We start from the raw sequence: 24,632 nt of genomic DNA on the forward strand, positions 1-24,632 counted from the left end.
TAGAGCGAAAACTTACAATATATTTTTATTTAAAAATAAAGAATTTAATCAACACTTATACTAGTGAAGGCTTGGTGGCTTTTACACCACCTAGCCTTCACTATTATTAAACTACGCTATATGCAAACCCCCCATCCTCAGCAGCGGAGACTTTAATTGCTTTCACCTCTTCACCGCGCGCCATTTTATCCAAACATTCACTAGCCAACTCCGGCAATAATGTTTTGTTCAGAATAACTTCAATATTACGAGCACCTGTATCAGCTTCGTGACAACGAGCAACGATGTTAATCAAAACATCCTCGTCATAGCTAAAGGAAGCTCCGTAATGCTCGTGAACGCGCTTTTCAATCTTACGCATATTGATTCTGCAAATCTCTACCAGATTCTCATCATCGAGAGGGTAATAAGCAATCACATTTGCTCGACCGAGGAAAGCAGGCTTGAATTTTTGTAGCAGATGTGGGCGGATATTATCCATCAATACGTCTGGCTCAGGCTTTTCTTCTACTTGACTGAAGATAGCTCTAATTGCATCCTCCCCTGCATTGGAGGTCATAATTATTACGGTGTTCTTGAAGTCGATATCCCTTCCTTCACCGTCTTTAATGGTCCCCTTGTCAAACAGGTTATAGAAAACATCTTGTACACCTGGGTGAGCTTTTTCCATCTCATCCAATAAGATTACCGAATAAGGCTTACGGCGTGCAGCTTCGGTAAGAACACCGCCCTCTCCGTAGCCTACATAGCCGGGAGGAGAGCCCAACAGCATAGATACTTTATGCTCTTCCTTGAATTCAGCCATATTGATGGTCGTGATATTTTGCTCACCACCAAACAGCTCATCAGCCAAGGCAAGGGCAGTCTCTGTTTTACCTACACCGCTAGTACCACAGAACATAAACACACCCACCGGTTTACGCGGGTCTGTCAAGCCTGCTCGAGAAGTGCGAATTGCCTGAGCTACAGCCTCGATAGCATGGGGCTGACCAATAACACGTTTATTCAGGCGCTCTGCCAAAGTTTTCACAGCAATAATTTCATCGCTAACCATCTTGCCGACAGGAATTCCAGTCCAGTTGGCAACTACTGCGGCAATAGCCTGTTCATCAACAGCTGGCTGCATTAACGGGGTATCCCCCTGGATAACCTCCAAGTCCGCAGTTAATGTTTTGAGCTGTTGCTGATAGTCGGCTAATAAGGCCTCGTCGGGTGTATCTTCACCTTCACCACCTTGGGCCTTCATAAACTCTACATCGATCTGATCGCGGAGTTGTTGAATCTGTCCGATTAGCTCATTTTCTTTAAGCAATTGCTGTTCGAGCACTTCCAAACGCTTTTCTTCGGAAGCTTTAAACTCTTTTAGCTCTGCCAGTTGCTCCTCATGCTCACCCATTGCTGCGTTTTCACGTTCAAGTTTAGCCAGGGTAGTATTAGTGCGATCAATATTGATACGAGCATCTTCAATCGCCCCAGGAGTAGCAGACTGGCTAAGAGCGACGCGCGCGCAGGCCGTATCCAGTAAGCTAACAGACTTATCTGGCAATTGGCGCCCGGGAATATAACGATGAGATAACTTGACCGAAGCTATGATAGCTTCATCCAGAATGCGTACTTTATGGTGCTCCTCCAGCGAGGTTGCGATACCACGCATCATATCAATCGCGTTGCTCTCATCAGGCTCTTCCACTTTTACTACCTGGAATCTACGGGTCAAAGCAGGATCGCGTTCAAAATACTTCTTATATTCCGCCCAGGTTGTGGCAGCTAAAGTACGCAATTCACCACGAGCCAGTGCAGGTTTCAGGAGATTAGCCGCATCCCCCTGCCCCTCTTTACCGCCTGCGCCAATCATGGTGTGCGCTTCATCAATAAATAGAATAATTGGCGTTGCAGATGCTCGCACTTCTGAAATTACAGACTTTAAGCGGTTTTCAAACTCACCTTTTACACTGGCGCCAGCCTGAAGAAGTCCCAAGTCAAGCGTGCGTACGGCTACACCGCGCAATGGCTCAGGTACATCACCACTAGCTATTCGAAGAGCAAAGCCTTCAACGACGGCAGTTTTACCAACACCTGCTTCACCAGTCAGGATCGGATTATTTTGACGCCGGCGAGTTAAGATATCGATACATTGGCGTATTTCCTCATCACGACCAAGTACAGGGTCAATCTCTCCCTTCTTCGCTCTTTCAGTTAGGTTGATTGTATATTTGTCCAAAGCTGGAGCTTTAGAAGCAGCTGCAGCAACTGCAGCTGCGCCATCATCCATATCCGCCGTAGCGCTAATATGGCTAGACTCTCCACTTTGTCCAAACATTGCACGAGCAGTTTCGCGAATCGATTCTGGAGCTATCTCTTTCAGTTCTGGGCAGGATTCTAAAATCTGGCGACGAGAAGTTTCTTCCAGTAAAAGCGCAGCCAAAAAGTGTCCGGAACTGATTGCTCTATGTCCATAATCAATAGAAGCCAGCATCCAAGCATTCTTCGCTGCTTCTACGATAGTTGGGGACAGGGCTGGTGGACGGCTGCTGCCGGCCCGAAATCCAGCAATCGCTGTAGCCAGCTGCTTGGCAAAATTTGCTGGATTACAGTCGTGTTTTTCCAACAGATGGTAAAGGTCAGTATCAGACTGATCCAAAAGTTTCAGTAACCAATGCTCTAATTCAACATTGTACTGGTTCTGTGACAGACAAAGCCCAGCAGCGCCCTCTAGTGAGTCACGCATATGCGGAGTCATGGTATCAACCAATCGCTTCAAATCGATATTGATCACGTTGAATATCCTTTCCTAAATAATAATGTTGTTAATTTTACTTATGCAGCAGGTAAAGCTTCATCAGGTGAAATATTGTCCGCACTTAAAGTTATTTGTACTAACCTTTCACCATCTTGTTCACTAGCCATGTGAGTATTCCATCCCAGTAAAGGTTCATTCTCAGCTTTTCTATTTAGCTGGATAGGTACCACCTGGCTGGTTGAAAGTGTCACCGACAACTCAAAATCCAATTCAATACCAGCACTAAAGCGAATAAACTCCTTAAGCGATTCCAACTTTTTCGTACCCGGAGCAATAGTCATAAATTGCTCATAAGGCATTGACTCAATAATTACCTGAAATTTATTCTGGGCTTGGAAGCAGTGCGTACCCAGAATGGTATTTACTCCCAAGCAATTATTAATACCCTTCGGCACCTGAGCACTGGGCAGTCGGCACAAGATATCATCCGGTAACTCATCCCACTGTCCCTGGAATTGTTCAATACTTACCGTTAAATCAAAATAATGCTTGATCATGCTGGATAAAGCGGTAGCAGAACAACGTCCACTGGAAAGGTGCCCTCCCATTCCAACTAGTGCTTCATCCGGTATCGGCATTCGATAGCGCATTTCATTTGTACCAAGCCCTGCAAGGGATGCAAGAGCCTGGGTAAACTTGTCTGGCTCTCGAGAATTCTGCAGGCGTTGCCGCTCATAATTCACAGGCAACTGGTATTTATGCCAAGCTTGATAAAAAAGGGAAATACTTCGGTGATTAAACATATCCAGAAAATCACGCAGTGCCGTATTGTTCTCCCTAAGCTCCCTCTGCACTAACTCTGTCAGGTAATAGGGCATCACCCCCTGACTACCGATTAACCCTGTAAAACCCACCTCCATATGCCACTGATGAGTCTCATTTTCATCGGGCTCTTCATGTTCAACGCTTTTCTTCTCTAGACGTAAAACATCCGAGCTGACAAAAGACAACCCAGATTGAGCACTAAACCGAATCAGCTCTTTAGTCGGAGGGGCAGCGCTCGCTATAGGTTCTTTACTGAAACCTGTACCTGCCAGATGTACTGCACGCTCTACCAGCCTTACCGCTTGAAAAAAATCAAAGTTATAAGGCTCTCGGCGTAAACGCTCAATTACAGTAAAGCTTTTTCGCCGGCGCGAGGTGGCCATCGCTTCAACTCCCCATCTCGACCACTCATAGTGGCAATCAGTTTTGTAAATGAATTAATTGAACAGTATAAGCCCAGGAAACGCTCTATGATGCTAGCAAATAACAATGGACTTGTTCCTGTTAACATCATGGAATCAAGCTCAATCTCAACTTCTGTGCCGCGACATAAAACTACACTTTGATCAATCTGAATCGGAGCAGTAACCGGTTTAGTATTAAGCTTTAATAATGACTCGATTAAATTACGCGTACTAGCAGAGTCACGGAAGTCATAAAGCCTAAAAATTTCTTTTAACGCATTACATCCCTCTGCACCTGATAGAGAAAGATGATTTAAGTTAAGGTGGGAAATTAACCTCCAATACCCTCGCTCTCGTCGAGGCGGTCGTATAGTTGCCGTTGGGGAAACCACACAACTAATTCGGCTAACTGGCAAATCACCGTCAACAACCTCTAAATAAGGCTGGGCGCTACCACTAGGTAATTTTTTGGCTAGATTTCGATTACAGCAGGTTAACTTAATATCTAATGTCTGATCACTAATTCTATGCGGGTTAAAGTCCAGATCGACTAAGCTTATATCAATCTCAGATGCTTGTTCATTCCGATGCTCTCCTTCGATCACATCTCTGCGACGACTAAACCAAAATGCAGATTGATCAGCATGATGTTGACTGTGTCGAATTCCATAGAAAGGCCGGTAACTGGTTGTCTCTCCATCACCATTAGTTGCCGCAACTTCATCCACTGAGTATATTTCCAAGCCATCACTTCTACGAGCATCAGGGACCACATGGTAACTATACTGCGAGTGATTAAGTGGAATAGGATCTGCACTTTGCTTAAATAAATTAACGACCGGAGCACAGCCCAGAGCAAACATACTTGGAGAAATCTGTTTTTCTAACTCTTCATGAGTTTCGGATAAATAAAAATACAGATTTAACGTGTCGTCAAAGCTCTCGTTTAACGCTTCACCAACTTTTAATATATCCAAGAAAAGGAACTTTTCCGGAAAAGCAAAATATTCAGTTAGGAGTCGATATCCTACGAATGCGGTATCAGGATATGGCAATAAACCCTCATCTGGACTTAGCCCCACTTGACATATTTCATCCGGAGAGAGAAAAGTTGGCTTTGGATCACTCTCCCCATTGGCAACAACCAACCTGACACACTTACTTAGTAGCAAGTCATATAAACTATAGATATGAGATGGTTGGCCACGAAGGAAAAAGCGGAGACTCTCAGGGTTTAGCTCAGAAAATTTTATGCTTGGGCTAAAAGTTTTAAGGGATAATTTTAAAACTGCATTAGCGCCCTGAATGTCATTACAGCCCGGAGCGATAAATGGCCTTGGCATCAGGGTGGCACTCACCGCCTGAAATGGGCAAATTTCTGCTGGATAACAAGTTGTAAAGCGGCAGGTTTGCCCTTGAAAGCTGTCACTTTCGAGTAAAGTCTTCGTTTCTACCCGGGTTATCGCATCCAAATCCTTTTCCGGTTCAAACTGAACAATGGCACAAGAGGGAATTGGACGAAGATAATGAGGATACAGAGTTTCCAGCATTGCATCCGTTAACTCCGGAAAATCATCACTCAGCTTTTGCTGCACCCGAGCATTCATGTAAGCGAAGCCGGACAACAGTCGCCCTACTAAAGGATCATCAACTGTGTCTGCATCCAGCTGAAGTCGGGATGCGGCAGCTGGGTGCATCTTTGCAAATTCAGCAGAAGTTTGCTGAATGAATGCGAGCTCGCGCTCGTAGAGATCTATTAACTTTTCACTCATCACATAATCTCAGAGACATCCACCAGCTGGGTAACTGGGTTGAGTGCCGAATCAAATACAATAACTTCCGATGCTGGATTTACATGTAATACAGCTTCTACACGAAAGCGTATACTAGGATCTTCGACATCCACTTTGTCTTGGGTGGTTACTTTTACCGAACGTATTCTGGGCTCAAAATTTAAAATTGTTTTTTCAATATCTCGACAAAACTGTTTTCGGCTAGCGGCAGAAGAAAGATTGACTGTTGATAGGTCTGGCAACCCATAGTTAATATTCGACTGTTCTAAACTTTCATGAGTTGAAGGTGCGGAAATACATTTGAATCTTGTATTGAACAAGTATTCCAAATCACGACGCACCCCTTCACGCAACTGTCTCAACACTTGATGGGATTGATGTACATCCAATTTACTAGATGATTGTAATAATCGATCCAATACCGGTGCCAATAGTCGCTTTTCTCTAACCATAATAATTAGGTAGCTCCGACGCCGATTGTTGCCAATGCGGTTGTAAGTTTTAGCTCGGATACAAGATGGTCAACGGTGTAATGACTCTTGAGATGAATCACACTTTGATAGCTACCCGCTTTACCTGGCTCATCCGTTACTTGCACCCGGGACTCCCGTAGAGGGTATCGAGCCTGCATTTCCCAGGAAAGGTCATCCCTTCCCGTTGTATATTCATCCAGCCAATGCTGCAACTGCCGCTCGCAATCTGCAGCATTCATATAAGCACCCACCTTATCCCTTATCATTACCTTGATATAATGAGCAAATCGAGATGCGCAAAGTATTTGTTGTAACATGGAGCTAATACGCGCATTAGCCGTGGCTGCTTTAGAAGTGAATTGCTTCGGCCTTTGAAGTGATGGAACACTATTAAAGGCGCTGTAAGGGGTATCGTAACAATGACTCAAGCATACATACCCTAAGTCACTTAAATCCCGCTCAGCAAAATCAGTTACCAAAATTGAAGTGGCCATTCGGATCATGCCAGGAGTACTATCTGGCCTATAAGGCACCATTGGTAGCTGGGTTACCAACCCTCCCCCCAAATGATCACGAGCAACTCCTCTAATATGTGAAAACCAGCCAACTTCACTAAATTCTCTTAATAGCACGGTACCCAATGCAAAGCAGGCGTTCCCCCATAAATAATTCTGGCTATGGGGTGCCCGTACCTGTTCCTGAAACCTCAAACCACGATAGGATGAAAACTCCTGATTATAGGGTTCTCTCATTAAAACTTGAGGAAGTGTTAAAGCAATAAATCGGCTGTCTTCCAGGTCCCGAAGGCCATTCCATCGAATGTATTCCTTTTGACGGAATACTTCTGAAAAATTGATAGGCTTTGCTAGATCCGAAAAGTTGTCTACGCCAAAAAGTTGTGGGGCTGATGCACAAACAAACGGTGCAAAGGCTGCGGCTGCAGTATGTGCGATGCCCTGCAAAGTAAAGACATCATCATAAGGGTGATCAGGCAGTGGCCGATGAGATACATAGTAATCTCCAAGTAACAAACCAAATGGCTCACCGCCTGGAGTACCGAACTCTTCATTGTATATAAGATGAAACAGGCCAGATTGGTCAAAATCCGGGGCCCTCTCCATATCCTTCGCCAGCTCTTTCCAGCTGGCATCCAAGAGTTTTATTTTAATATTTTCAGCGTGGGGCGTATCAAACACTAAGAGGGATAGCCCCCGCCAGCTCGCTTCAAGTCTCTGAAACTTCTGGTGATGAATTATACAATTCAGCTGGTCACAGATTAGTTCATCCAACTCGGCGATAATTCGACTCAGATAATGGCGAACGGAATAATTATCCCTATTTGTACAGGGGGATAACTCTGTGAGCCAATATTCAAATGCAAAAAGGTCATCCGGTTCCTGCAGAAATTTATGTAGCTCTCTCTGCTGCCCTCTCGCCAATTTCTCCGGTAGAACATCTGATTGATCTTCCGATATTTGGTCATGTGCTGCACGGGGCACCGGTATACTCCAACAAGAATTATTATTTGAATAAATAATGGTGAAACGCTGGCCTTGAACAAGGCCATGTGAAGAGAGAACCCGCCCCTAAGAGCGGGCCCGGAGCCTTATCCCGCAGATGGGATATTTGCCACCATACGCAAGGATGTCGTCAATTCTTCCATCTGTAACCAGGGTTTCAGATAGGCAATCGCACTGTAACATCCAGGCTGACCCGGAATCTCTTTTACTTCTACACGCGCTTCAGAAAGCGGGTACTTCGCTTTCATTTCAGGGCTCGCATCAGGATTGGAGTTAGTGTACTGGGAGATCCACTTGTTCAACCAACGCTCACAATCACCGGCTTCCATAAAGGAACCCACTTTATCGCGCGCCATTACCTTGAGGTAATGTGCAATACGGGAAGTCGCCATTAAATAAGGCAAGCGGGCAGAAATAGCTGCGTTAGCAGTGGCGTCAGGGTCATCGTATGCCTTTGCCTTTTGCGCACTTTGAGCACCAAAGAATACCGAGTAATCCGTATTCTTGTAGTGACACAGAGGCAAGAAGCCTTGAGCGCTTAACTCCGCTTCACGGCGATCGGTAATACCAATCTCTGTGGGGCATTTCTGATCGAGATCCCCATCGTCACTCTTGAACACGTGAGATGGTAGCCCTTCTACTTTACCACCACCCTCAGCACCGCGAATTGCAGTACACCAGGAATTCTCAGCGAATGCTTGAGTCATGGTGGTGCCCATAACATAAGAAGCATTCATCCAGCAGTATTGATCGTGCTCTGCTGGACGGGAAACGCCGTCTTCATCCACTTCAAATTCTTCGAAGTCAAAAGCTTCAATCGGCTTGGTGTTAGCACCATAAGGGGTACGGGCCAGGGTACGCGGCATTACCAAGGTGACAAAACGGGAGTCGTCACTGTCACGGAAACTGCGCCACTTGATGTACTCGGCGGATTCAAAAATACCGCCCAGATCTCTCGGTTTGGAAAGCTCCGTGTAGTCATCAAAACCAAACATGCCGGCACCGGCAGCTGCAACAAACGGACAGAAGCCAGCCGCAGCAACATTAGACATCTTGCTCAGAAGCTCGATATCCTCAGGGTGGCTGGTGAACTCGAAATCCCCGATCATTACGCCGTAGGGCTCACCACCCGCAGTACCAAACTCTTCTTCATAGATTTTTTTGAAGGTCTGGCTCTGGTCGAACTCAACTGCCTTATCCAGGTCGCGGAAGAGCTCACGCTTGCTCAAATTGAGCATGCGGATTTTCATGGTAGCGCCAGTTTCCGAGTTCATGACCAGGTGATTCAGACCACGCCATGATCCTTCCAGTTTCTGGAATTTCTCGTCATGCAAAATCGCAGACAGCTGCTGGGACATGGCCTTATCAATCGCGCTAACAGCTTTCTTGATGGTCTGGGTCAGGTTGCGATCCCAGGTGACCGTCCCTTTCATTACTTGCTCTGTCAAATTCGCAAGCAAGTCTTGTGCTTCTTGAGGCTCAGTTTGTTTAGTTGCCGCAATCGCCTGGTCTAGGAGACTCGCCGATTGCTCTTCAGCTTCACTTCCTGCAACATTTTCTACTTCAGTGCTCATTCTGAGTCCTCTCCTTTATCCTCATTCAAGCCCAACTGGTCAGAGATAGCGCTGACGTTTTCTGTGCTCTTGAGAATATCCTCAAGTACTTTTTCAAGCTCCTCAGAGCGATCAGCTTTACTCAGCAGATCACGCAGCTTGCTACGGGCTTCAAGCAATTGCTTTAGTGGCTCAACCTGCTCAACAATCTGCTCCGGCGAGAAGGCGTCCATGTTGTTGAAGTCGAGATCAACAGCCATCTTGCTACCGTCACCAGTCAGGGTGTTTTCAACCTGCAAGTTCAACTTTGGGTTTACTTTACCCATTACGTCGTTGAAGTTATCGCGGTCAATTTGGATAAACTTACGATCTTTCAGAGCTTTGCGATTCTCGGCATTATCACCAGAGTAATCACCCATAACACCCGCCACAAAAGGAAGCTCCTTTTTGACTTCGGCTCCGTTAGTTTCAACATCGTAAGTGATATGTACACGCGGCTTACGCACGCGCTTAAGTTTGTTGTGGATGCTTTCAGACATCTAAGGTCTCCTTTCCGACTTTAGGGACTGCTGTTCTCAGTTAATTACCAACCAGTGCTGGCTTCTTCTTGCGGTTGCTCACCCCAACCTTCATCAGAGACTGGCGCGGATACACTTTCAGTAGGTGTATCTGCGGCAACCGCAGGAGCTGATGACGTGCCACTTGTAGTCACTGGTGGGGTTATATATTTTTGTGTATCCGTGCCATCGAGACGAACTCCCGTCAACTGGGAGTAAAGCGCCTTCGACTGATCATCAGGTAGCAATTCAGACATCAATTGTGAAACGGTCATTCGTCCCCAGCCTATCAGCCTCTCCAGGCCGGGCGCCAGCGGCGTATGCGGCTCATAGGTACGAAAATACTTTGCCGCCTGCTCAAGCAATTTTAAGGCATCTTCTCTGGACACTACCGGACCGGTAGGGACAGCTACAGCAGAGGCAGCCACAGAAGTAACCGCTGCTGCAGCTGCATTTCCAGCTTGAACTTCCCCAGCAGACTCTTTTGATGATTCAGACGCCACATCTTCTTGAGTCTGCTCCATAGACTCCAAGTGCGTCTTATAAATAAAGCGGCTTGTCCGCAACACCTCATCCAATAGAGATGAAATATTCGTGGATGGGGGGGCATCATGGCCGCAGCTTTGTCGCAGGCTATCATTTATGGTCTTAAAGTGCCCCAGCGCTGCCTCGATTGTCTGGACGAGGTTTTGAGCCCATTCACCGCTCGCACTGTTTACACATTGATCAATCTGCTCAAGGTTGTAACCCAGCGTTTCTATTCGAGCAGCCTTGGCATCGTCATCTGCAATTCTGTCAGCATCCCGAGCCTGTTGGAATTGGAAGAATGAATAGTCCCCATAATCCCCTTCGGGAGTAATACCGGCACTGCGAATAGGCATTAGCAAGGTGCCATCACCACCATCACCATTCAAACCTGTCAGGGGTGCTACTTTTGTCTCAAGGCCATCTTCGTCTGGTAAGGGATACAGACCTTCCCAATATTGCTCTACTAACGAGTCGATCACCTGCAGGCCATCTCTCAAGCCAATAAAGCCATGTAAGCGAATCAAGGCCTCGGTATACCAGCTGGCAACCTCCAAGTCCTTACTCTTTTTCCCTAGGATATTTTCTGCAGCTTTTGCTACATCCCTCCAAGGTGCGAGTAGGTCTGTGTCTGCATCATCGAACATTGCGGAGCGTTCAGCAGCCCTTGCACTGTTGCGAGCATCTTTGATCGAGTAATAATCAGAAGTTGGCGAACGATCCTCTCGGATATCTTCCCCTACGGGATTATCCTCTGAGATTGGAGCAACTAATTCATCGATATTTATCGTGTTTGGGAATGCCATCAAAAAAGGCCCTTATACCGAATCAAATCCTTTAATCAGAATTCTGAGAAGAGTACACGTTGTAGATATCTAATCAAGGCAAATAATGCGCTTGGTACCTATTACTTTAAAAAACATGTTCAGTTGACAATTTTACGCTATTTATTTTTGTTAGATTTTGGCTTCTTATTCCAAGCTATTACATCGGAACTAATGTTGGATCGCAACTGGCCGTATTAGCTACAAGTGTAAATGTGGTAAAAATATGCAAAAATTCAGTTCTACTTCTCTCAGAATCTTGAATAGATGACCACAAAAACACGGAATAGAAACTGTCCTGACATTGAAAAAATGTGACTAAGTAGTGAACTGGCGTTTCTGTAATATCAGCAGACATCTCATAAATATGTCCACTATGGTTACCCCCTCTCAACACTTCTGGTCCTGATATAAGAACACCATTCTCCACTCTGGTCAGGCATTGCTGTATTTGGGCTTTTCCAAAATGGTCAAGTAACAAACCTTGGGGGAGCTGACTTCGTTCCTGTCTCAATACAATCAAGTAGCGACTCAACTCTGGACTTCCCGCCTGAATTACCGCTTCCCGATTCAAGCTATCAAACTTTTGCCACCCCGAAGGAACCCCTATAGAAATCGTTCCCTCTTTATCTTCTAAGAAGGTAAGAGTCGGGGGCAAAGGAGATTCACCATAATTACTAGACTTTGCAGTACAGTGTATCAACTGATCATTCTGATAGAGCTGAGTGTGCCAGCCAGCCAACCAGAATTTATTCACTAACTGGCGGGCTTCCCCTCTATCATCCGTAGATTTGATTTGTGATTTTACACCTGTCAGAAGCCCCTTTATCTGACTAAAATTCAAGCCAAATTCGCGTCCTAATGCAGCTATTGCATAGCGTCGCTCCACAGAACTTCTTTTCTCCCCAGTAAAAATTATTCCGTAAGACATATCAGCAACCTTCGCTTCCTGCTCTGATACCTTCTTGACAAACCAGAGCCTTTGCTCCTTCCTTCTGGTTTCATTCTGCCCTTTCGCTTCATTAAACTGACGCTCTGAGGCAATAACACTTAATTAGATGTAGGTTGTTTTCTTCTAAATCAATGAAGCACTTTTACTTTATACTTCTGGTACAACGCACTTAAAGCTGATGCTTTCTGTAAGGAAAATAAATGAGAATAAATAAATGGGAGGTAACCCAACTCTCGTAACTTTAAAAATTTTTCCGCTTCAAGCTTTTGTAGCCTCGATTCAGAAATGCAATATACCCCTGTAAATTTATGTTTAAGGCCATCAGCCAAATCTATATTAATTATCTTTTCTTCTAGCAAATTGAACTTCTGCAAAATATCAACAAATTTCCAGACCTGCATCCTATTAAAGTGGCTTTTTTTTAGCCGGCGCTGTATTTCTAAGAGGTCTTTGCTTGCCTTTCCATCTACCTCAAATAAACTAACACTAGGAGAAGTGCATTTACCGGCGGATAGGAGCGAAGATTCGATACAAATATATGCACTGGAAAAATCATTTTGTTTATACTTCAAACAAAAAGGATAATTACGAACAGATTCAGGAACATATTCCCCTTGCCACTGCTCTTCTTGCCAGAAAAGATTTTCACCTGGTTTCACACCAAGCAATGCACTACTTTCAAGCTTCCCAGAGTCTTTTGACTTAGCAAATATGATAGGGCATGCATGCGCTACCGGTGTAAACTCAGTCAAAAGAATTGAACAAACATGTAAATTTTTACTGTGGGAAAGATCGCTTTTAAGTAATCTAACATTACGATGCTTTTTCTTATCCAACACGACCCACTGTTTCACATTGCGCCCCCACACCCTAATTCATATTTTGCTGCAATCGTACACCAAGCATTGAACTGTACAGTTCTGGGCTCGGCAATGACGGGCATAACAAAGTTGTCGGGGCCAAGTGCTGTGACCCCTCGCTCCACCACAGACTATATGCGGAGTAGCTACTTTTGCTCATCTGCCCTAAAAGACCTGCAAAGCCTCTTTCCAGACTATTCGATTGGCCTGTGGAGACGACAAAGTCCCCCTGTGCTGGAGGCAGAGAGATAATGCCCGCTCTGTCAGGGGGAGCACTAAACGCCTCACATAATTGGTCTGCATGTAGCATATTTTGTAGCGATGTAATTGCTAATTCCGACAAGCTCTGGAACCAGCTCTTAGCATCAGACATAAAAGCAAATGCATCCACTACCGGGGATAGAGGAGCAGCAAATGTCAACGGAAAATAGCGCCCAACACTATCCACACTAGGCACTAAAATTCCGGCCCACGCATTGGCATCAATGATGCCTTTGCTGTGGACAAACCTCCAAACAGGACTGGTCAAGTAGTAGTCCAACCACTCTTGACCTACGAGTTCACGAGAACCAAATACCGCTCGTTGTAACCAGCCATCCCATACAGTGACAAAACTACCCGGCAGCTGCCGCTGAACAAAGTCCCCGTGACCCGGCAACTTACCAAAAATACCAACTGTATTTTGCAAATCATCTACTCCGTCTACAGGGTCTCAGGGCATCGATATCCGCGCAGTAAACTGCGGTCGAACGGATTGTTTACATTAGATGCAATCAATTTAAATTGAGCCTTTCGCCCTTCCTCAGAGAAAGTGACAAAGTGCTCTGCATTACTTCGCCCGGCTTCCAAATCTGAGCTCGCTAGCAGTCTGTACCATGCCCAGTCCCCTTCAAAATGCTTGCGATGAACAGTCTCATTCAGATCTTCAAAGATAATGCGGACACGATTACTTTCACCACCACGCCAAGTCAGCTTTTTAGTGGTTTTAGGGCCATGGGAGTATGGAACTCGCTGCTCTCCAAGTTCAAGTTCAAACAAACGAACACTGGAATCCAGTTTCGTAGGCTCAATACGGAAGGAGTAAGAAGCTCCTTCGCCAGCACTGAAGAAAGTTTTGCGAATACGTTCAGCTCGACGCAACTGGGAAAGAGCTTCCCTTGAAAGGCTAATGCCCTGCCCTTCAACGTATTTGATTTTCCAATTTCTGGTATCCACAAATGGCTTCAGATACTGATTGACAAATTTCTCCTCAATACCACCTGGCTTGAAGTACTGGTTAAACTCCATCACCGGCACTTCCTGATCACGGTCGCTACGCAGTGGGTACCGGTTTGCCAGGCTATTGCTATAGCTTTGATACACCTCTTCACGCCAGACACGGTTGATATGCGCCTTAGTCTTGGCCATTACCAGCCCCCAAGCGCTGTCAGCAATATCTGTCAGCCACTGGTCAAAAGGTGCTGGCGCATTAGCAGCCTTAACCCTTAACTGTTTAATCGCATCGCTACCGCCGGCAAAACGCGCTTTGGCACGTCCAAAGGCCGCTTGATTCGAATCGGGAGCGCTGTCGATCTCGGTGAGGTATTCCTGAATTTTATTAATAGTATCCAGGTATTCTTGGATACGCGCTGGTCGCCCCTTCTCACTCTGAGTGATTCGCTGGACCTCCTCAAACCTAACATCAACAATGTTTGGCTTGTAATGATCCTGCAAGGCACTGGTTGCACTACCCAGTGCGGCTTGTCCCAACTTTCGAGTAGTACTGGATACAGGTAGCGGTACCCCTGAAGCATCGACTGGAACCTCAGGACGAAGAGTCAGACGAGTGTTATCTGAAGTTATCTCAGTAATCGCAAGCAGGGGTGAGTAAATAGGATCAGACAACTTTGACAACACATCCAATGCCTGTGAAGTGCTACCAAATCTCTGAATTTTGAACCCGCCAAGGAAACCCTGCCAACGCTGTAAGTACTCCCCAAGATAGATTCGTTTTACTTCCTCACCAAGCTTTTCACGATCGGCTTCGGTAAAGTCCTCGCCACTCAGATCTCCACCATAAATCCAGCGCTCTTCAGCCATATTTGTCATCAGCTGAGAGTCCGCTCCAAAGTCCAGTTCTTTATAACCCGCCTTTGTATAAAGGAAGGGAATCGTGAAGTTTGGATTATTGGCTCCCATACCAAAAATTTGCTGAGTGTCTCCACCAATTTCCTGGTAGAGATCTACAGGGGTCAATCCGAAGTCACTATTTTGTAGTTGAGCAAATAACCGCTGAGGTACAGGGATACGACGCAGTTGCTGTCGCGCGCGAGCTACCACCCTCTCATTCTCTTCAATTGAATTGGGGAGAGGCTGAATAAATAGTTGATCCAGGTGGTAGCGCAGCTCTTCCTGCCTCCCGGCTTCACCGGGTAACTGACGCTCCCAGCGAGCAGTGTAATAAGCCTCTATGGTTTTCAAATCCATTTTATCTGGATTAAAAAACATCAAATAGGTTTTGAGAGTACTTACCAAAGCGGGATCATTACTTCCGAGACGACTTAAGTCACTCTCTATATCACGAAGTAAAGCGGGAAGATAAATAGTTTCTAATTTATGGCGATAGAGATCATTTGCCGCAGTATCAATTCTGGTGTCATAAAGCCCCAAATTGCCAATCCACGGATGTTCCTCACGGTCGTAGACCGCACTAGCCCGCTTTAAAGGCTCTAACAAATTTAAGGCACTGATGGGCGTAATATTTTTGCCTTTCAGCTCACTCTCTGCTCCTTGGTATGCGCTGAGATTATCGCTAACCTCTCCCATGGATAATTTATTCTGTGCGAGACTGCCACTCCATAAGAAAATAGCTCCGACAAAGCCTCCCGCCAAAGTAGCAAAAACTCCCCGGCGTAACCAAAGGTTAGCTGACTCAATCCGGCGATTAACGCCCACTAATTCAGCCTCAGGGAAAACGACATCCTTCAATAGTCGATGCAAGAAAAAGCTCTTACCAACACCCTGGAATTTTGGCCCGACGCTACGCTCTAGTCCAAAATCAGCAGTTACGGAGGACATCATACGGTCAACAGGACTGCCCTCCTGAGTGCCACTAGTAAAGTAGACCCCTCTGACCATAGGGACGGTTTCGTAACGATTTGGACCGAAAGTCTGCTTTACAAAATCTGTCAAAATATCTGTAAGGCTTTCCATTCGGGCAGGAAAACCTTGCAACAACGCCCGCTTCTCTACATTCCTCTCCTGATGAACACGCCACAATACGCGTTGGTTCAAACGCTCTATCAGCTGCTCAAATTCTGCTTTGAAATTATCGAGAGGGGCCCCTACAGTGGCGTTAGCTTCACGGGGAAAACTCATTCCCCAAACTTGCTCACGCTCAGCTTGAGAGAGGTTGTCGAAAAACTCTGTAAACCCTGCAACTAAGTCACATTTTGTGAAAGTGAGATAAATCGGGAAGCGAATACCCAACTCTTGTTGCAGTTCATTTACACGCTGTCGGATAATTTTTGCCTGGTGTTGGCGCTGCTCTTCAGTTTGCACCATTAAATCTTGCAAGCTAATTGCAACCAGAGCACCATTGATCGGGCGGCGGCGGCGGTATCTTTTCAATAAGCTCAGAAAAGCTTTCCAAGCGCTATTATCGTAAACCCGGTGACTGTCCTGAGTCGTATAACGCCCTGCGGTATCAATTAAAACTGCATCATTGGTAAACCACCAATCACAGTTACGGGTGCCCCCTACCCCACCCAGGGCTTCCTTCCCATGACTCTGCGCCAGAGGAAATTCCAACCCGGAGTTCACCAGGGCTGTTGTTTTACCACAACCGGGAGGCCCAATAATGATGTACCAGGGAAGCTGATAAAGGGAAACTTGTCCCTTGTCAGATTTAAACCGAGCACTACGTAATACACCCATCGCTTCACGGAAGCGACCAGAAAGAGCATTCAACTCTTCCAGCGAGCGTTCTTCGTCTGGATCTGTAGAATCGGCTTCTTGTGATTCCTCAATGCCTTTTATTAAAGCCTGGTTTTGGCGTCTCTCTACCAACCATTGGCTGATATTCCACACAAGCCAAATAGCAAAAATAAAAACAATAATAGTTAGTCGGACAGAGTGAGAAAGCGTGGCATTATCACTACCAAACTTAATGTAATCAGCCGCAAACCAAATGAGGAGGGAAAGAGCTGAGAGCCCTATGAGCCCCAACACCCACTTATTGGTAAAAAAGTTACGCAAGCGTTTCATGAATTGCTCCGTCTTCCAGGGTATCGACCATACCCAGGATCAATATCAGCCCGAGTGTTACCCTTCTCCTTGCGGAGACTCATCATCACTTTTGGACAAATCTAAAATCTGGTCTGCGACCGGTGTCGTCGTTTCATAGAGCCACCAGCGATAACCACTATAAGTTGCAAGTAACAATCCCAGGACAACACTCATAATCACCCAGAGGGGTATATAGTGAATCAGCCGGGATTTTCGCTCTACGCATCCTTGCCAACGCGGCGAAAGATCTCGGTCCATTGGCTGCTTATGCTGTTCAATTGTTCTGTAGAGCTCATCACGAATCTGTTCTATTTGTTCGTGTCCACGCTGTACGAGCCGATACTTACCCTGAAAGCCCAAGCTCAAACACAGGTAAAAAAGCTCAAGGAGTTCCAAATGACTTGCGGGAGTTTCCAGCATGCGCTGCAAAATGACAAAACACTTCTCCCCTCCAAAAGTCTCTTTGTGAAATAGGCTAAGTAGAGAGTGCTGGCTCCAACCGCTAGCTGTACCCCAAGGCGTGGTCAAAACAACCTCGTCCACGACAGTACATAGTAAGTAACGGGCTGTTAGCACTGATTCAGGTGTTAAAGCCAGTTGCTTTGCCTCACGCTCGAAGCTTTGGATTTCCGTAGTAAGTCGCTTGTGCAAATCAGGTACGTTGGCGTGATTCATCGTTGTGCGCAATTTGATAATTACGCCTAACAATTTCGAAGCCGCAGACACCAATGGATTAAGACTGTTGCGGACTTGAGCCTCGACCGGGGCATCTTGGCTGGCAAAGAACTGTGGCTGAACCTGAGCTGCTGCCGGTGCCGGTGCCGCTGCGGCACCGGGTGTCGGTATCAAAACCGTTCTATCCCCAGCATTAGGGGCCCGTGGAGGAGTAAAGCTGTCATTACTCATATTAATTATTCCTTATGGCCCAGAGTTCCATAGTTAATCCAGGGAACTCTGCGCCCAGATGCACTGCAAAACCACCCGAGCGAGTCATGGCCTGCCATAACTCTCCACTACGCTCCACCTCAAAGTAAGTAAACCCTGCGTGATAGGGGATTTGTCGAGGAGCCACGGGAAGGGGGCGCAGAGTCAAGCCGGGTAACTGTGCAGAGATAAGTTCTCTAATCGCCTCGACAGGGGCAACTTTTGCCTGCGTGGGGAAGCGGCTGCGCAATAGATCGCCAGGCATATCCGCTTTTGCGGCCATAATAAAACTGGCTGATTTTAATAATGAAGGATCAGTAACCGGCGCAACATATATCCCAAATTTGCGCTGCACCAATTCCATTGCAATCGCTGTTTGCTCCAGCACTGTGGAGAGCGACTGCCTAAGCGCTGAAAACAGCCCAGCAAAGCTTACTTGCAGGTCTTCATGTGCATACACTGGAATTTCTGGAGGGCGCTTAGACTGAGCAGTAAACGTCGAAAGTTCGCCTGCCAACTGCAATAATTCAAGAAATAAGTTGTGCGGATGTAATCGGGGCTGAGCCGTGATCTGCTTTAATAAGGGTTCAAAGCGGTTAATAACCTGCAGTAACAAATAATCAGCAATTTCTGCAGATCCGCTTCTTCCGCTGTCGCTCAAACGATGACCCAAAGCCGAGCCTCGATGGTCGAGCAATCCTTTTACTTCTTCAATATATGCATTGATAACTGCAGAAGTCTCCGCATTTAACAGCGGTGGGATATAGTCAGAATCAAGCTCTACCGGCTTTTCCGGTTGGCGCTCTTTAATTCGAGCAACCCCAACCGCAGCATAGCCACTCAAATCATCACTACCTAATTTGAGACAAGCTCTTAACTTTCCGACTTGGATACGCGCAGACTCACCAGAAGACGCCGCACTATTACGGGCATCAAAGTTCGAAGCCTGATAACGTGCCTGCGGGAAATCCTCTTGATCTCGAATCGACTCCTGACTACCTGGGCGCTTCATCGGCACACATAGGTAGACTATTTCATCACGAGTATTAACCGGAACATCCAGAACATCCGGCAAATGCTCATTTTCAGGGGCAAGTATCGGGGTACCATCGGGAAAAACAGCTTTCACTCTCGATAGAGAAATTTTTCCCATCGATAATGGCTCACTATCGATCGCCAGCTCTACAATCCCCCAGGTATAAGGCCCGAGCGGAGCTGTGCGCGCTTCGACAAGCTGTTCGAGATAGCGATCCTGCTGTTGAAAATGCTGAGGGCGTAAAAACATGCCCTCGCTCCAGATCACTTTATTGTTTGCCGACATAAATGTTCCTTAAAAAGCTCTCGTAATATTTCCAGGGCAGCAATTTTTAATGCCTGGGCAATAATTTCTGCCCTATTGAGACCGCTGCATATCCGGGAGCGTTTTTTTCATTCTTTCATAATCTTCTTTGGAGATTGTTACTGTTTCCCCACTATCATCTTCACTGCCACGAGTAGTCAATTTTGCTCGACGACGCTTGGCAATATCATCTGGCGAACCAATTCGCACATCGGCCAGCGATACTTCATATTCATTTTTTTTGTGGTCTGTAATTGGCAGCACCATCAGTGCCTCTGCATCCTGATACTGTACAAACTCAGCTAGAAGCCCGATATATTTTACGTCCGGCGTTAAAGCCAGCTCTTCTATACGCTGTTCCCCTGGAGCAAACTCTTTAAGGATTACAGTATCAATCAAATCCTTGCCGAGGCGGGATTGAGCATTCTCGTAAAGGTTAAGAAAATCTTCACGGGCAAACTGGCGCTCGTCCGCGAGCATAAACACTCGTATAACAACGGGAGAAGCTCGACCATCATCATCTGGGTTCACGTCATTCTGTGTCTCTACAACCAACTCGAGACTGGTATCCAGATTTAGAGTCCGCCTCGTTGTTTGACAACCAACAACTGCAACTGCCAAAACAGTGATTAAACTGACCTGAAATAATTTTTTAATCGACACAAGCAATTCCCTCTTTTCCGTCAACTTATTAATTTTTAATGCTTCGCGCATTTTTTAACTCTGATAATTGATTTTCATAAGTAACTGCAAATTCATCACCAAACAATTTGCGATAGCAATTATCCGGATCACCAACTAGCTCCCTGTAAATTGCAGTAAATCCTTCCCATTTTTTTGCATTTTTGTTTCCAAAAACGCCGGAAGTATTCCCCAGTCTGCGCTCAATATTTTCCGGGCTAAAGAATTTGAGCATGGCGTTGTAACCTGCTCTCATTCCAGCCAAAACTGCAACTTGATGATCTGACAAATCATCAAAACTATCCTTCACTGCCTCAGCGGGATTCATAAAAGCACCGGTACCCGCAAACATGGCTTCCAATGCATCCCGTTCCGTAGCACTAAATTTCAGCGGATTATTAGCTTCCGTTTGAATCATGGTTCGCTGCACACGCAGCTCATTCTTAATGCTGTTTCTTGCGCGCAAAAGGTCAATAAGACGAGCTACTGTTTCCCGGACAATTTCAGCTGCTTGCTGGTCCGCCTGTTGCAACTGGACCGGGTTCATATTCAGGCCAAGAGTAGATGCAAAAACGCTCCCCCCTGAAGAACCTGTGGGCTGAGTTACTGGGGATTGCTGTAAATGCGAAAACTGCTGAGCTTGGGCAGCCAAATCCGGTTGTGGATTTGGTTTTGGCTGTAGTTGCGGTTGCGGTTGCGGTTGCGGTTGCGGTTGCGGTTGCGAGGACGATTGCCCGGAACCAAACCCTGGAGCGCCATCAACTTGTTGCCCCTGCATAGCAGCGAAAGAGTCTGCAAAGGGGTTATCTTGAGCAGGCGGAGAAATTGGCTGCTGATTAAACCCTTGGGGCTGCCCTAAGGGCTGAGATTGCATTGCCTGTGGCTGTGGCTGTGGCTGTGGCTGTGGCTGTGGCTGTGGCTGTGGCTGCATAGCCTGAGGTTGTGGTATCGGAGTTGCGACAGGTTGCTGTGAAATCCCCTGGAAACCACCCATAGGAACTTGCGGCTGCGGAGATACCACTTGAGGTTCAGGCACCGCAACCGTCTCAACAACAGGTTCCGGTATCGGCTGGGGGTTTATTTGCATTGAGTGCTGGTCAGCTGGCACATGATCATCGTCACTACCATCTTTCCACCACTCATCATCAGACCATTGATTACTGGATTGCTGCTGACCCGTAGAACCCACTAAGCCACCGACGGGTGACATCTCAGGAATACCACCAACAAGACCAGACGGGTCAGATTGGCCAAAGGCAGCAAGTGGGTCCAGAGGGCCCGATTCCGAGGTGAGAAGACTATCGCTAGTTGGGGTATTGGCCTGATTACCCAGCCCAATCGAGCCCCACTCCCCAGTTTGAGCCACATCTGACTGCGGGCTGGAACCCGGCTCAAGCCAACTATCCAATTCTTTCGCTTCTGCCTGGCTTTGCATTTTTGCCATGGCATCCGCGCTGAATGTTGTTCGATCCGAGGTATCGAGAAAATCTGCACTTCCCAGACCTTTGGGAAGATCTCCCTCTTCCTTAGGCTGTCGCAATGAAACTTTCAATTTATATTCCCCGAGAACGATCATGTCGCCCTCTTTTAATGGGACTTGATTTCCCTTTCCTAACGGATTTTCTGAATCATTGTAATAGGTTCCATTAGTACTAGTATCTACCAGAAAAAACTGATTATCGGTAAAGGAAATCTGTGCGTGTTTTGAGGAAACCACTCGATCTGGATCGGGTAAAACCCAATAATTATCGGCAGAGCGACCCAAACTGCCACCAGCTTTCGTGAACAGTTTTGTATGTTTAAGCATATTGGCGCCAGAAGGGTCGGCCAATACTGATAGAATTAGATCCATTTATTCCTGACTCACAATAGTGGTTTATTCATAGTCTTCAGGTAGATTTTTGCCTGCATATTCCTGTAAAGATCCAACCCCTACACTTACACCCAAGGGCCTTTGAGTGTACCGCCACTCAGAGAACTAAAGCTCGGAAGAATGACTTGATCCCGCCCTTGCACCGAACGCATAGTGCTAATGCCAGCCTGCATAAATTTTGCAGCTGCCCTATCTGTCAGGAGCGCTTCTGCACAGGGCGTCAATAATTCGCCATTGGGTAACTTGCGTAAATGAAGGGGTAGGTCTTCATAGCTTGCAGACGAAGGCGGCTGTAATTTTCCAGTTTGAGAAAAACCTTGGCAAACAGCTAAACCCAACAAATAAACACTATTACCCCAAAGATAATATTCATGACCCTGCTCTGGGGTTAATTCTTCAAAATTGAAATACTCTGTTGTAGAGGTATTTTTCCCAAAGGGGAGTCTGAGCATAAATCTGGGAGCAGCCAACGCAACATGCTCACTAGCAGAGTATTCACGGACCGCCTGCCAACTTTCCGCAAACTGATCGCTCAACGGATAGTACCAATCATCAGGATCTACTGAACCTGACAAGTTTGGACAGCCTGCTAATTTTGGATCCCCACCCAATAAAAGTGCACTTCCCGCAGCTTCTGCAATCGTGGATAAATCTATCAGCAGGTGAAGGTCTCGCTCCTCATCAGTAACAAAGTAATCCCCTATGACTAAGTTATAGGGGATATTTCCAGAAGCTGTTTCACGCTCAACCAGTAACTTAAATGTCTGCGACTTTTCCAAGTCGCTTTCGGCTTCAGCAAAATCAGCTAGAAGCTCTTCTTTACTAACGTCTATTAAGTAAAAATCCAGGTTCCCGTGCTCTTCGACACGTCTCAGTAAAAGTTGCAGACTCAGCCAACTAGCCTCTAACTGACGAAAATCACTGTGATGCATCAGTTTACGCATCGCATCAGACGTAGCTTCAGCCAGGGCATTTAGATATTCACCCTGGCGAGGGTCCTCACTTTTCTGCACGTAAGGAGCGACAATATCTTTGATTAGCTGGTCAACCTGGAAAGTATTTTGACCTTCCTTTGCATTACGCTCTCGACCTGCAGCCAGGATTTCATCCAATATCGACTGCTCGCTATCGCGCTGAGCCAAGCCCTGCTGAGTGGCTAACTCTGGTTTCCACTGTTGAATTTCCTCAGCAGCCTGCTGGAACTGACGCGGATCGAGCAGCCTGCGCTCCAGCTCAATAAACTTCTTAAACAGTGGCAAACGGCTATAAAGGTAATCTGGGTGCAAATCATCAAAGCATGGTAATCCCAGCGGGCGATCCAGTACGGGTAACTGCAAACTCACACCTAGATCAGAAAAAACGCCCTCAAAGGTATCGCGGTTCAACAGGTATACCCTTCGACTGGAAATCGTTTCGGGTTCACACTGGCGGCGACTCGCTCTCCCGCTGAAATCACCCAGGATCGCAACTTTCAATCTATCAGTGCCAAAATCCATAACTGGTTTTTCCTTATTGTTATCGCCAAGGATCTGAAATCCCGTTGAAATGCTGGGCCTACTCACAATTTGTCACCTGCTGACAGGGCTTAATTACCCTACTTCTTATGGCCTTTTAACGCCCTCAACCCGACATTAGGTTTTAGCTAGGCAGTTTCTTTTGGTTCTTTTTCGACTTTATTTGCTTTTTTAGGGCGACCACGCTTAAGCGGTCGCACTCTTTGGTTAACAATCTGCTCAATTTTCTCTTTAAACGCATCCCCGCCAAGCACATGGCCTAACTTAATCGTTTCAGCGATATAGTCGAGCAACTTTCGATCAAAGCTATACTGAAATAACTTCCTGTAAGATTGTGCCCTCTCCATCACGGTATTCCCTAAAGAAAGATACAAACGGTGATCCTTAATCAAATTATCTTTCTTAATGTTTGTGTGATGGTTAAAACTTGACCATTCATAGTCTTCAAGAGAATCAGCTAACCCCAAATAGAGGGGACGTAACTCCACATACCGGTAACACGTCAGTAAGTACGCATCAGAATCAATTAAGCTGGACTTATAACGCCCCCGCCATAGTGTTCCTGAGCGCTTGTAACGGTGATTAACAAATTGAACATAGCGACGTCCAAGGGATTGCATCATAGATGATATCCCATCCGGTATCGTGGGCGTAGCTATGATCTGAATCATATTGGGTAATAAAACATATGCGTGAACGTCAACGCCATATTGGTCTGACGCGTTACGCAAACTAATCAAATAATATTGGTAATCTTCCTCATCAAAGAAACAGGGCAGATTATTGTGACCTACCTGCACAATATGTTGAGGAACGTTTATCAAATTGAGCCTGGGCAAACGGGGCATTTTGCCTATGGGTCCTTTTTTAGCTGGCTAAAAGCCTTTTCTGTAGAGAGGTAAAGCTCTTATTATCGCAAATCAGTGAAAAGTATTTCAAACTTGGCATGCGAGCAAGTTAACATTACCTTCGGTGATCGGTTGTAATAATATTGCGCCGCATTGTATTG

The 24,632-nt window shown here is 46.1% G+C and carries 18 protein-coding genes; all 18 read right to left on the reverse strand.

The features are described from left to right. Positions 1-106: 106 nt before the first annotated feature. A complete protein-coding gene (tssH, locus tag ACJJI5_RS00050) occupies positions 107-2,776 on the reverse strand; it encodes a type VI secretion system ATPase TssH (protein WP_445355217.1) in 2,670 nt (889 codons plus the stop codon). A 41-nt stretch (positions 2,777-2,817) separates the two neighbouring features. Beyond that, a complete protein-coding gene (gene tssG, locus ACJJI5_RS00055) occupies positions 2,818-3,948 on the reverse strand; it encodes a type VI secretion system baseplate subunit TssG (protein WP_444895419.1) in 1,131 nt (376 codons plus the stop codon). Then, positions 3,912-5,741: a type VI secretion system baseplate subunit TssF gene (gene tssF / locus ACJJI5_RS00060; protein WP_444895420.1), complete on the reverse strand. Its 1,830-nt coding sequence runs from the start codon at positions 5,739-5,741 to the stop codon at positions 3,912-3,914. Before tssF ends, tssG begins: the two co-directional genes overlap by 37 nt. Beyond that, positions 5,741-6,214: a type VI secretion system baseplate subunit TssE gene (tssE, locus tag ACJJI5_RS00065; RefSeq protein ID WP_444895421.1), complete on the reverse strand. Its 474-nt coding sequence runs from the start codon at positions 6,212-6,214 to the stop codon at positions 5,741-5,743. The genes tssF and tssE overlap by 1 nt, the downstream gene beginning before the upstream one ends. Before the next feature lie 5 nt (positions 6,215-6,219). Next, on the reverse strand, positions 6,220-7,734 hold the full coding sequence (gene tssC / locus ACJJI5_RS00070) for a type VI secretion system contractile sheath large subunit (protein ID WP_445355218.1): 1,515 nt from the start codon (positions 7,732-7,734) through the stop codon (positions 6,220-6,222). Between the two features lie 107 nt (positions 7,735-7,841). Next, positions 7,842-9,329, reverse strand: a complete 1,488-nt coding sequence (gene tssC, locus ACJJI5_RS00075) for a type VI secretion system contractile sheath large subunit (RefSeq protein ID WP_444895423.1) — start codon at positions 9,327-9,329, stop codon at positions 7,842-7,844. Beyond that, on the reverse strand, positions 9,326-9,847 hold the full coding sequence (gene tssB, locus ACJJI5_RS00080) for a type VI secretion system contractile sheath small subunit (RefSeq protein WP_413664115.1): 522 nt from the start codon (positions 9,845-9,847) through the stop codon (positions 9,326-9,328). The genes tssC (ACJJI5_RS00075) and tssB overlap by 4 nt, the downstream gene beginning before the upstream one ends. A 44-nt stretch (positions 9,848-9,891) precedes the next feature. Next, positions 9,892-11,196 (reverse strand): type VI secretion system protein TssA, encoded by a 1,305-nt coding sequence (gene tssA / locus ACJJI5_RS00085; RefSeq protein ID WP_444895424.1) that lies wholly within the window; start codon positions 11,194-11,196, stop codon positions 9,892-9,894. 178 nt (positions 11,197-11,374) lie between these two features. Continuing rightward, a complete protein-coding gene (locus tag ACJJI5_RS00090) occupies positions 11,375-12,145 on the reverse strand; it encodes a hypothetical protein (RefSeq protein WP_444895425.1) in 771 nt (256 codons plus the stop codon). Positions 12,146-12,294: 149 nt separating this feature from the next. Next, a complete protein-coding gene (locus ACJJI5_RS00095) occupies positions 12,295-13,020 on the reverse strand; it encodes a SapC family protein (protein ID WP_444895426.1) in 726 nt (241 codons plus the stop codon). A gap of 16 nt (positions 13,021-13,036) precedes the next feature. Further along, on the reverse strand, positions 13,037-13,714 hold the full coding sequence (gene tagF, locus ACJJI5_RS00100; RefSeq protein WP_444895427.1) for a type VI secretion system-associated protein TagF: 678 nt from the start codon (positions 13,712-13,714) through the stop codon (positions 13,037-13,039). A gap of 14 nt (positions 13,715-13,728) precedes the next feature. After that, positions 13,729-17,271, reverse strand: a complete 3,543-nt coding sequence (tssM, locus tag ACJJI5_RS00105; RefSeq protein WP_413664110.1) for a type VI secretion system membrane subunit TssM — start codon at positions 17,269-17,271, stop codon at positions 13,729-13,731. 57 nt (positions 17,272-17,328) lie between these two features. After that, on the reverse strand, positions 17,329-18,198 hold the full coding sequence (icmH, locus tag ACJJI5_RS00110; protein ID WP_445355219.1) for a type IVB secretion system protein IcmH/DotU: 870 nt from the start codon (positions 18,196-18,198) through the stop codon (positions 17,329-17,331). A gap of 1 nt (position 18,199) precedes the next feature. Beyond that, positions 18,200-19,537, reverse strand: coding sequence for a type VI secretion system baseplate subunit TssK (gene tssK / locus ACJJI5_RS00115; RefSeq protein WP_413664108.1), 1,338 nt, complete (start codon positions 19,535-19,537; stop codon positions 18,200-18,202). 72 nt (positions 19,538-19,609) lie between these two features. Further along, complete coding sequence (gene tssJ / locus ACJJI5_RS00120; protein WP_445355220.1) at positions 19,610-20,269, reverse strand: type VI secretion system lipoprotein TssJ; 660 nt, start codon at positions 20,267-20,269, stop codon at positions 19,610-19,612. Next, entirely contained in the window at positions 20,247-22,088 is a 1,842-nt protein-coding gene (tagH, locus tag ACJJI5_RS00125) for a type VI secretion system-associated FHA domain protein TagH (protein ID WP_445355221.1), read from the reverse strand. Before tagH ends, tssJ begins: the two co-directional genes overlap by 23 nt. Positions 22,089-22,174: 86 nt before the next feature. After that, positions 22,175-23,671 (reverse strand): type VI secretion system contractile sheath domain-containing protein, encoded by a 1,497-nt coding sequence (locus ACJJI5_RS00130; RefSeq protein ID WP_445355222.1) that lies wholly within the window; start codon positions 23,669-23,671, stop codon positions 22,175-22,177. Positions 23,672-23,751: 80 nt separating this feature from the next. Further along, on the reverse strand, positions 23,752-24,471 hold the full coding sequence (locus ACJJI5_RS00135; protein ID WP_444895432.1) for a transposase: 720 nt from the start codon (positions 24,469-24,471) through the stop codon (positions 23,752-23,754). Positions 24,472-24,632 lie beyond the last annotated feature (161 nt).

Source organism: Microbulbifer maximicatervae (SeqCode) (assembly GCF_052467955.1).

Excerpts from the sequence above, each read along its gene's own strand:
- tssA (WP_444895424.1), bottom strand. The coding sequence starts at position 11,196 with ATGGCATTCCCAAACACGATAAATATCGATGAATTAGTTGCTCCAATC.
- tagH (WP_445355221.1), bottom strand. The coding sequence starts at position 22,088 with ATGGATCTAATTCTATCAGTATTGGCCGACCCTTCTGGCGCCAATATG.
- ACJJI5_RS00090 (WP_444895425.1), bottom strand. The coding sequence starts at position 12,145 with ATGTCTTACGGAATAATTTTTACTGGGGAGAAAAGAAGTTCTGTGGAG.
- tssB (WP_413664115.1), bottom strand. The coding sequence starts at position 9,847 with ATGTCTGAAAGCATCCACAACAAACTTAAGCGCGTGCGTAAGCCGCGT.
- tssK (WP_413664108.1), bottom strand. The coding sequence starts at position 19,537 with ATGTCGGCAAACAATAAAGTGATCTGGAGCGAGGGCATGTTTTTACGC.
- tssG (WP_444895419.1), bottom strand. The coding sequence starts at position 3,948 with ATGGCCACCTCGCGCCGGCGAAAAAGCTTTACTGTAATTGAGCGTTTA.
- tssJ (WP_445355220.1), bottom strand. The coding sequence starts at position 20,269 with ATGCGCGAAGCATTAAAAATTAATAAGTTGACGGAAAAGAGGGAATTG.
- tssM (WP_413664110.1), bottom strand. The coding sequence starts at position 17,271 with ATGAAACGCTTGCGTAACTTTTTTACCAATAAGTGGGTGTTGGGGCTC.
- ACJJI5_RS00135 (WP_444895432.1), bottom strand. The coding sequence starts at position 24,471 with ATGCCCCGTTTGCCCAGGCTCAATTTGATAAACGTTCCTCAACATATT.
- tssE (WP_444895421.1), bottom strand. The coding sequence starts at position 6,214 with ATGGTTAGAGAAAAGCGACTATTGGCACCGGTATTGGATCGATTATTA.
- tssC (WP_444895423.1), bottom strand. The coding sequence starts at position 9,329 with ATGAGCACTGAAGTAGAAAATGTTGCAGGAAGTGAAGCTGAAGAGCAA.
- tssF (WP_444895420.1), bottom strand. The coding sequence starts at position 5,741 with ATGAGTGAAAAGTTAATAGATCTCTACGAGCGCGAGCTCGCATTCATT.
- icmH (WP_445355219.1), bottom strand. The coding sequence starts at position 18,198 with ATGAGTAATGACAGCTTTACTCCTCCACGGGCCCCTAATGCTGGGGAT.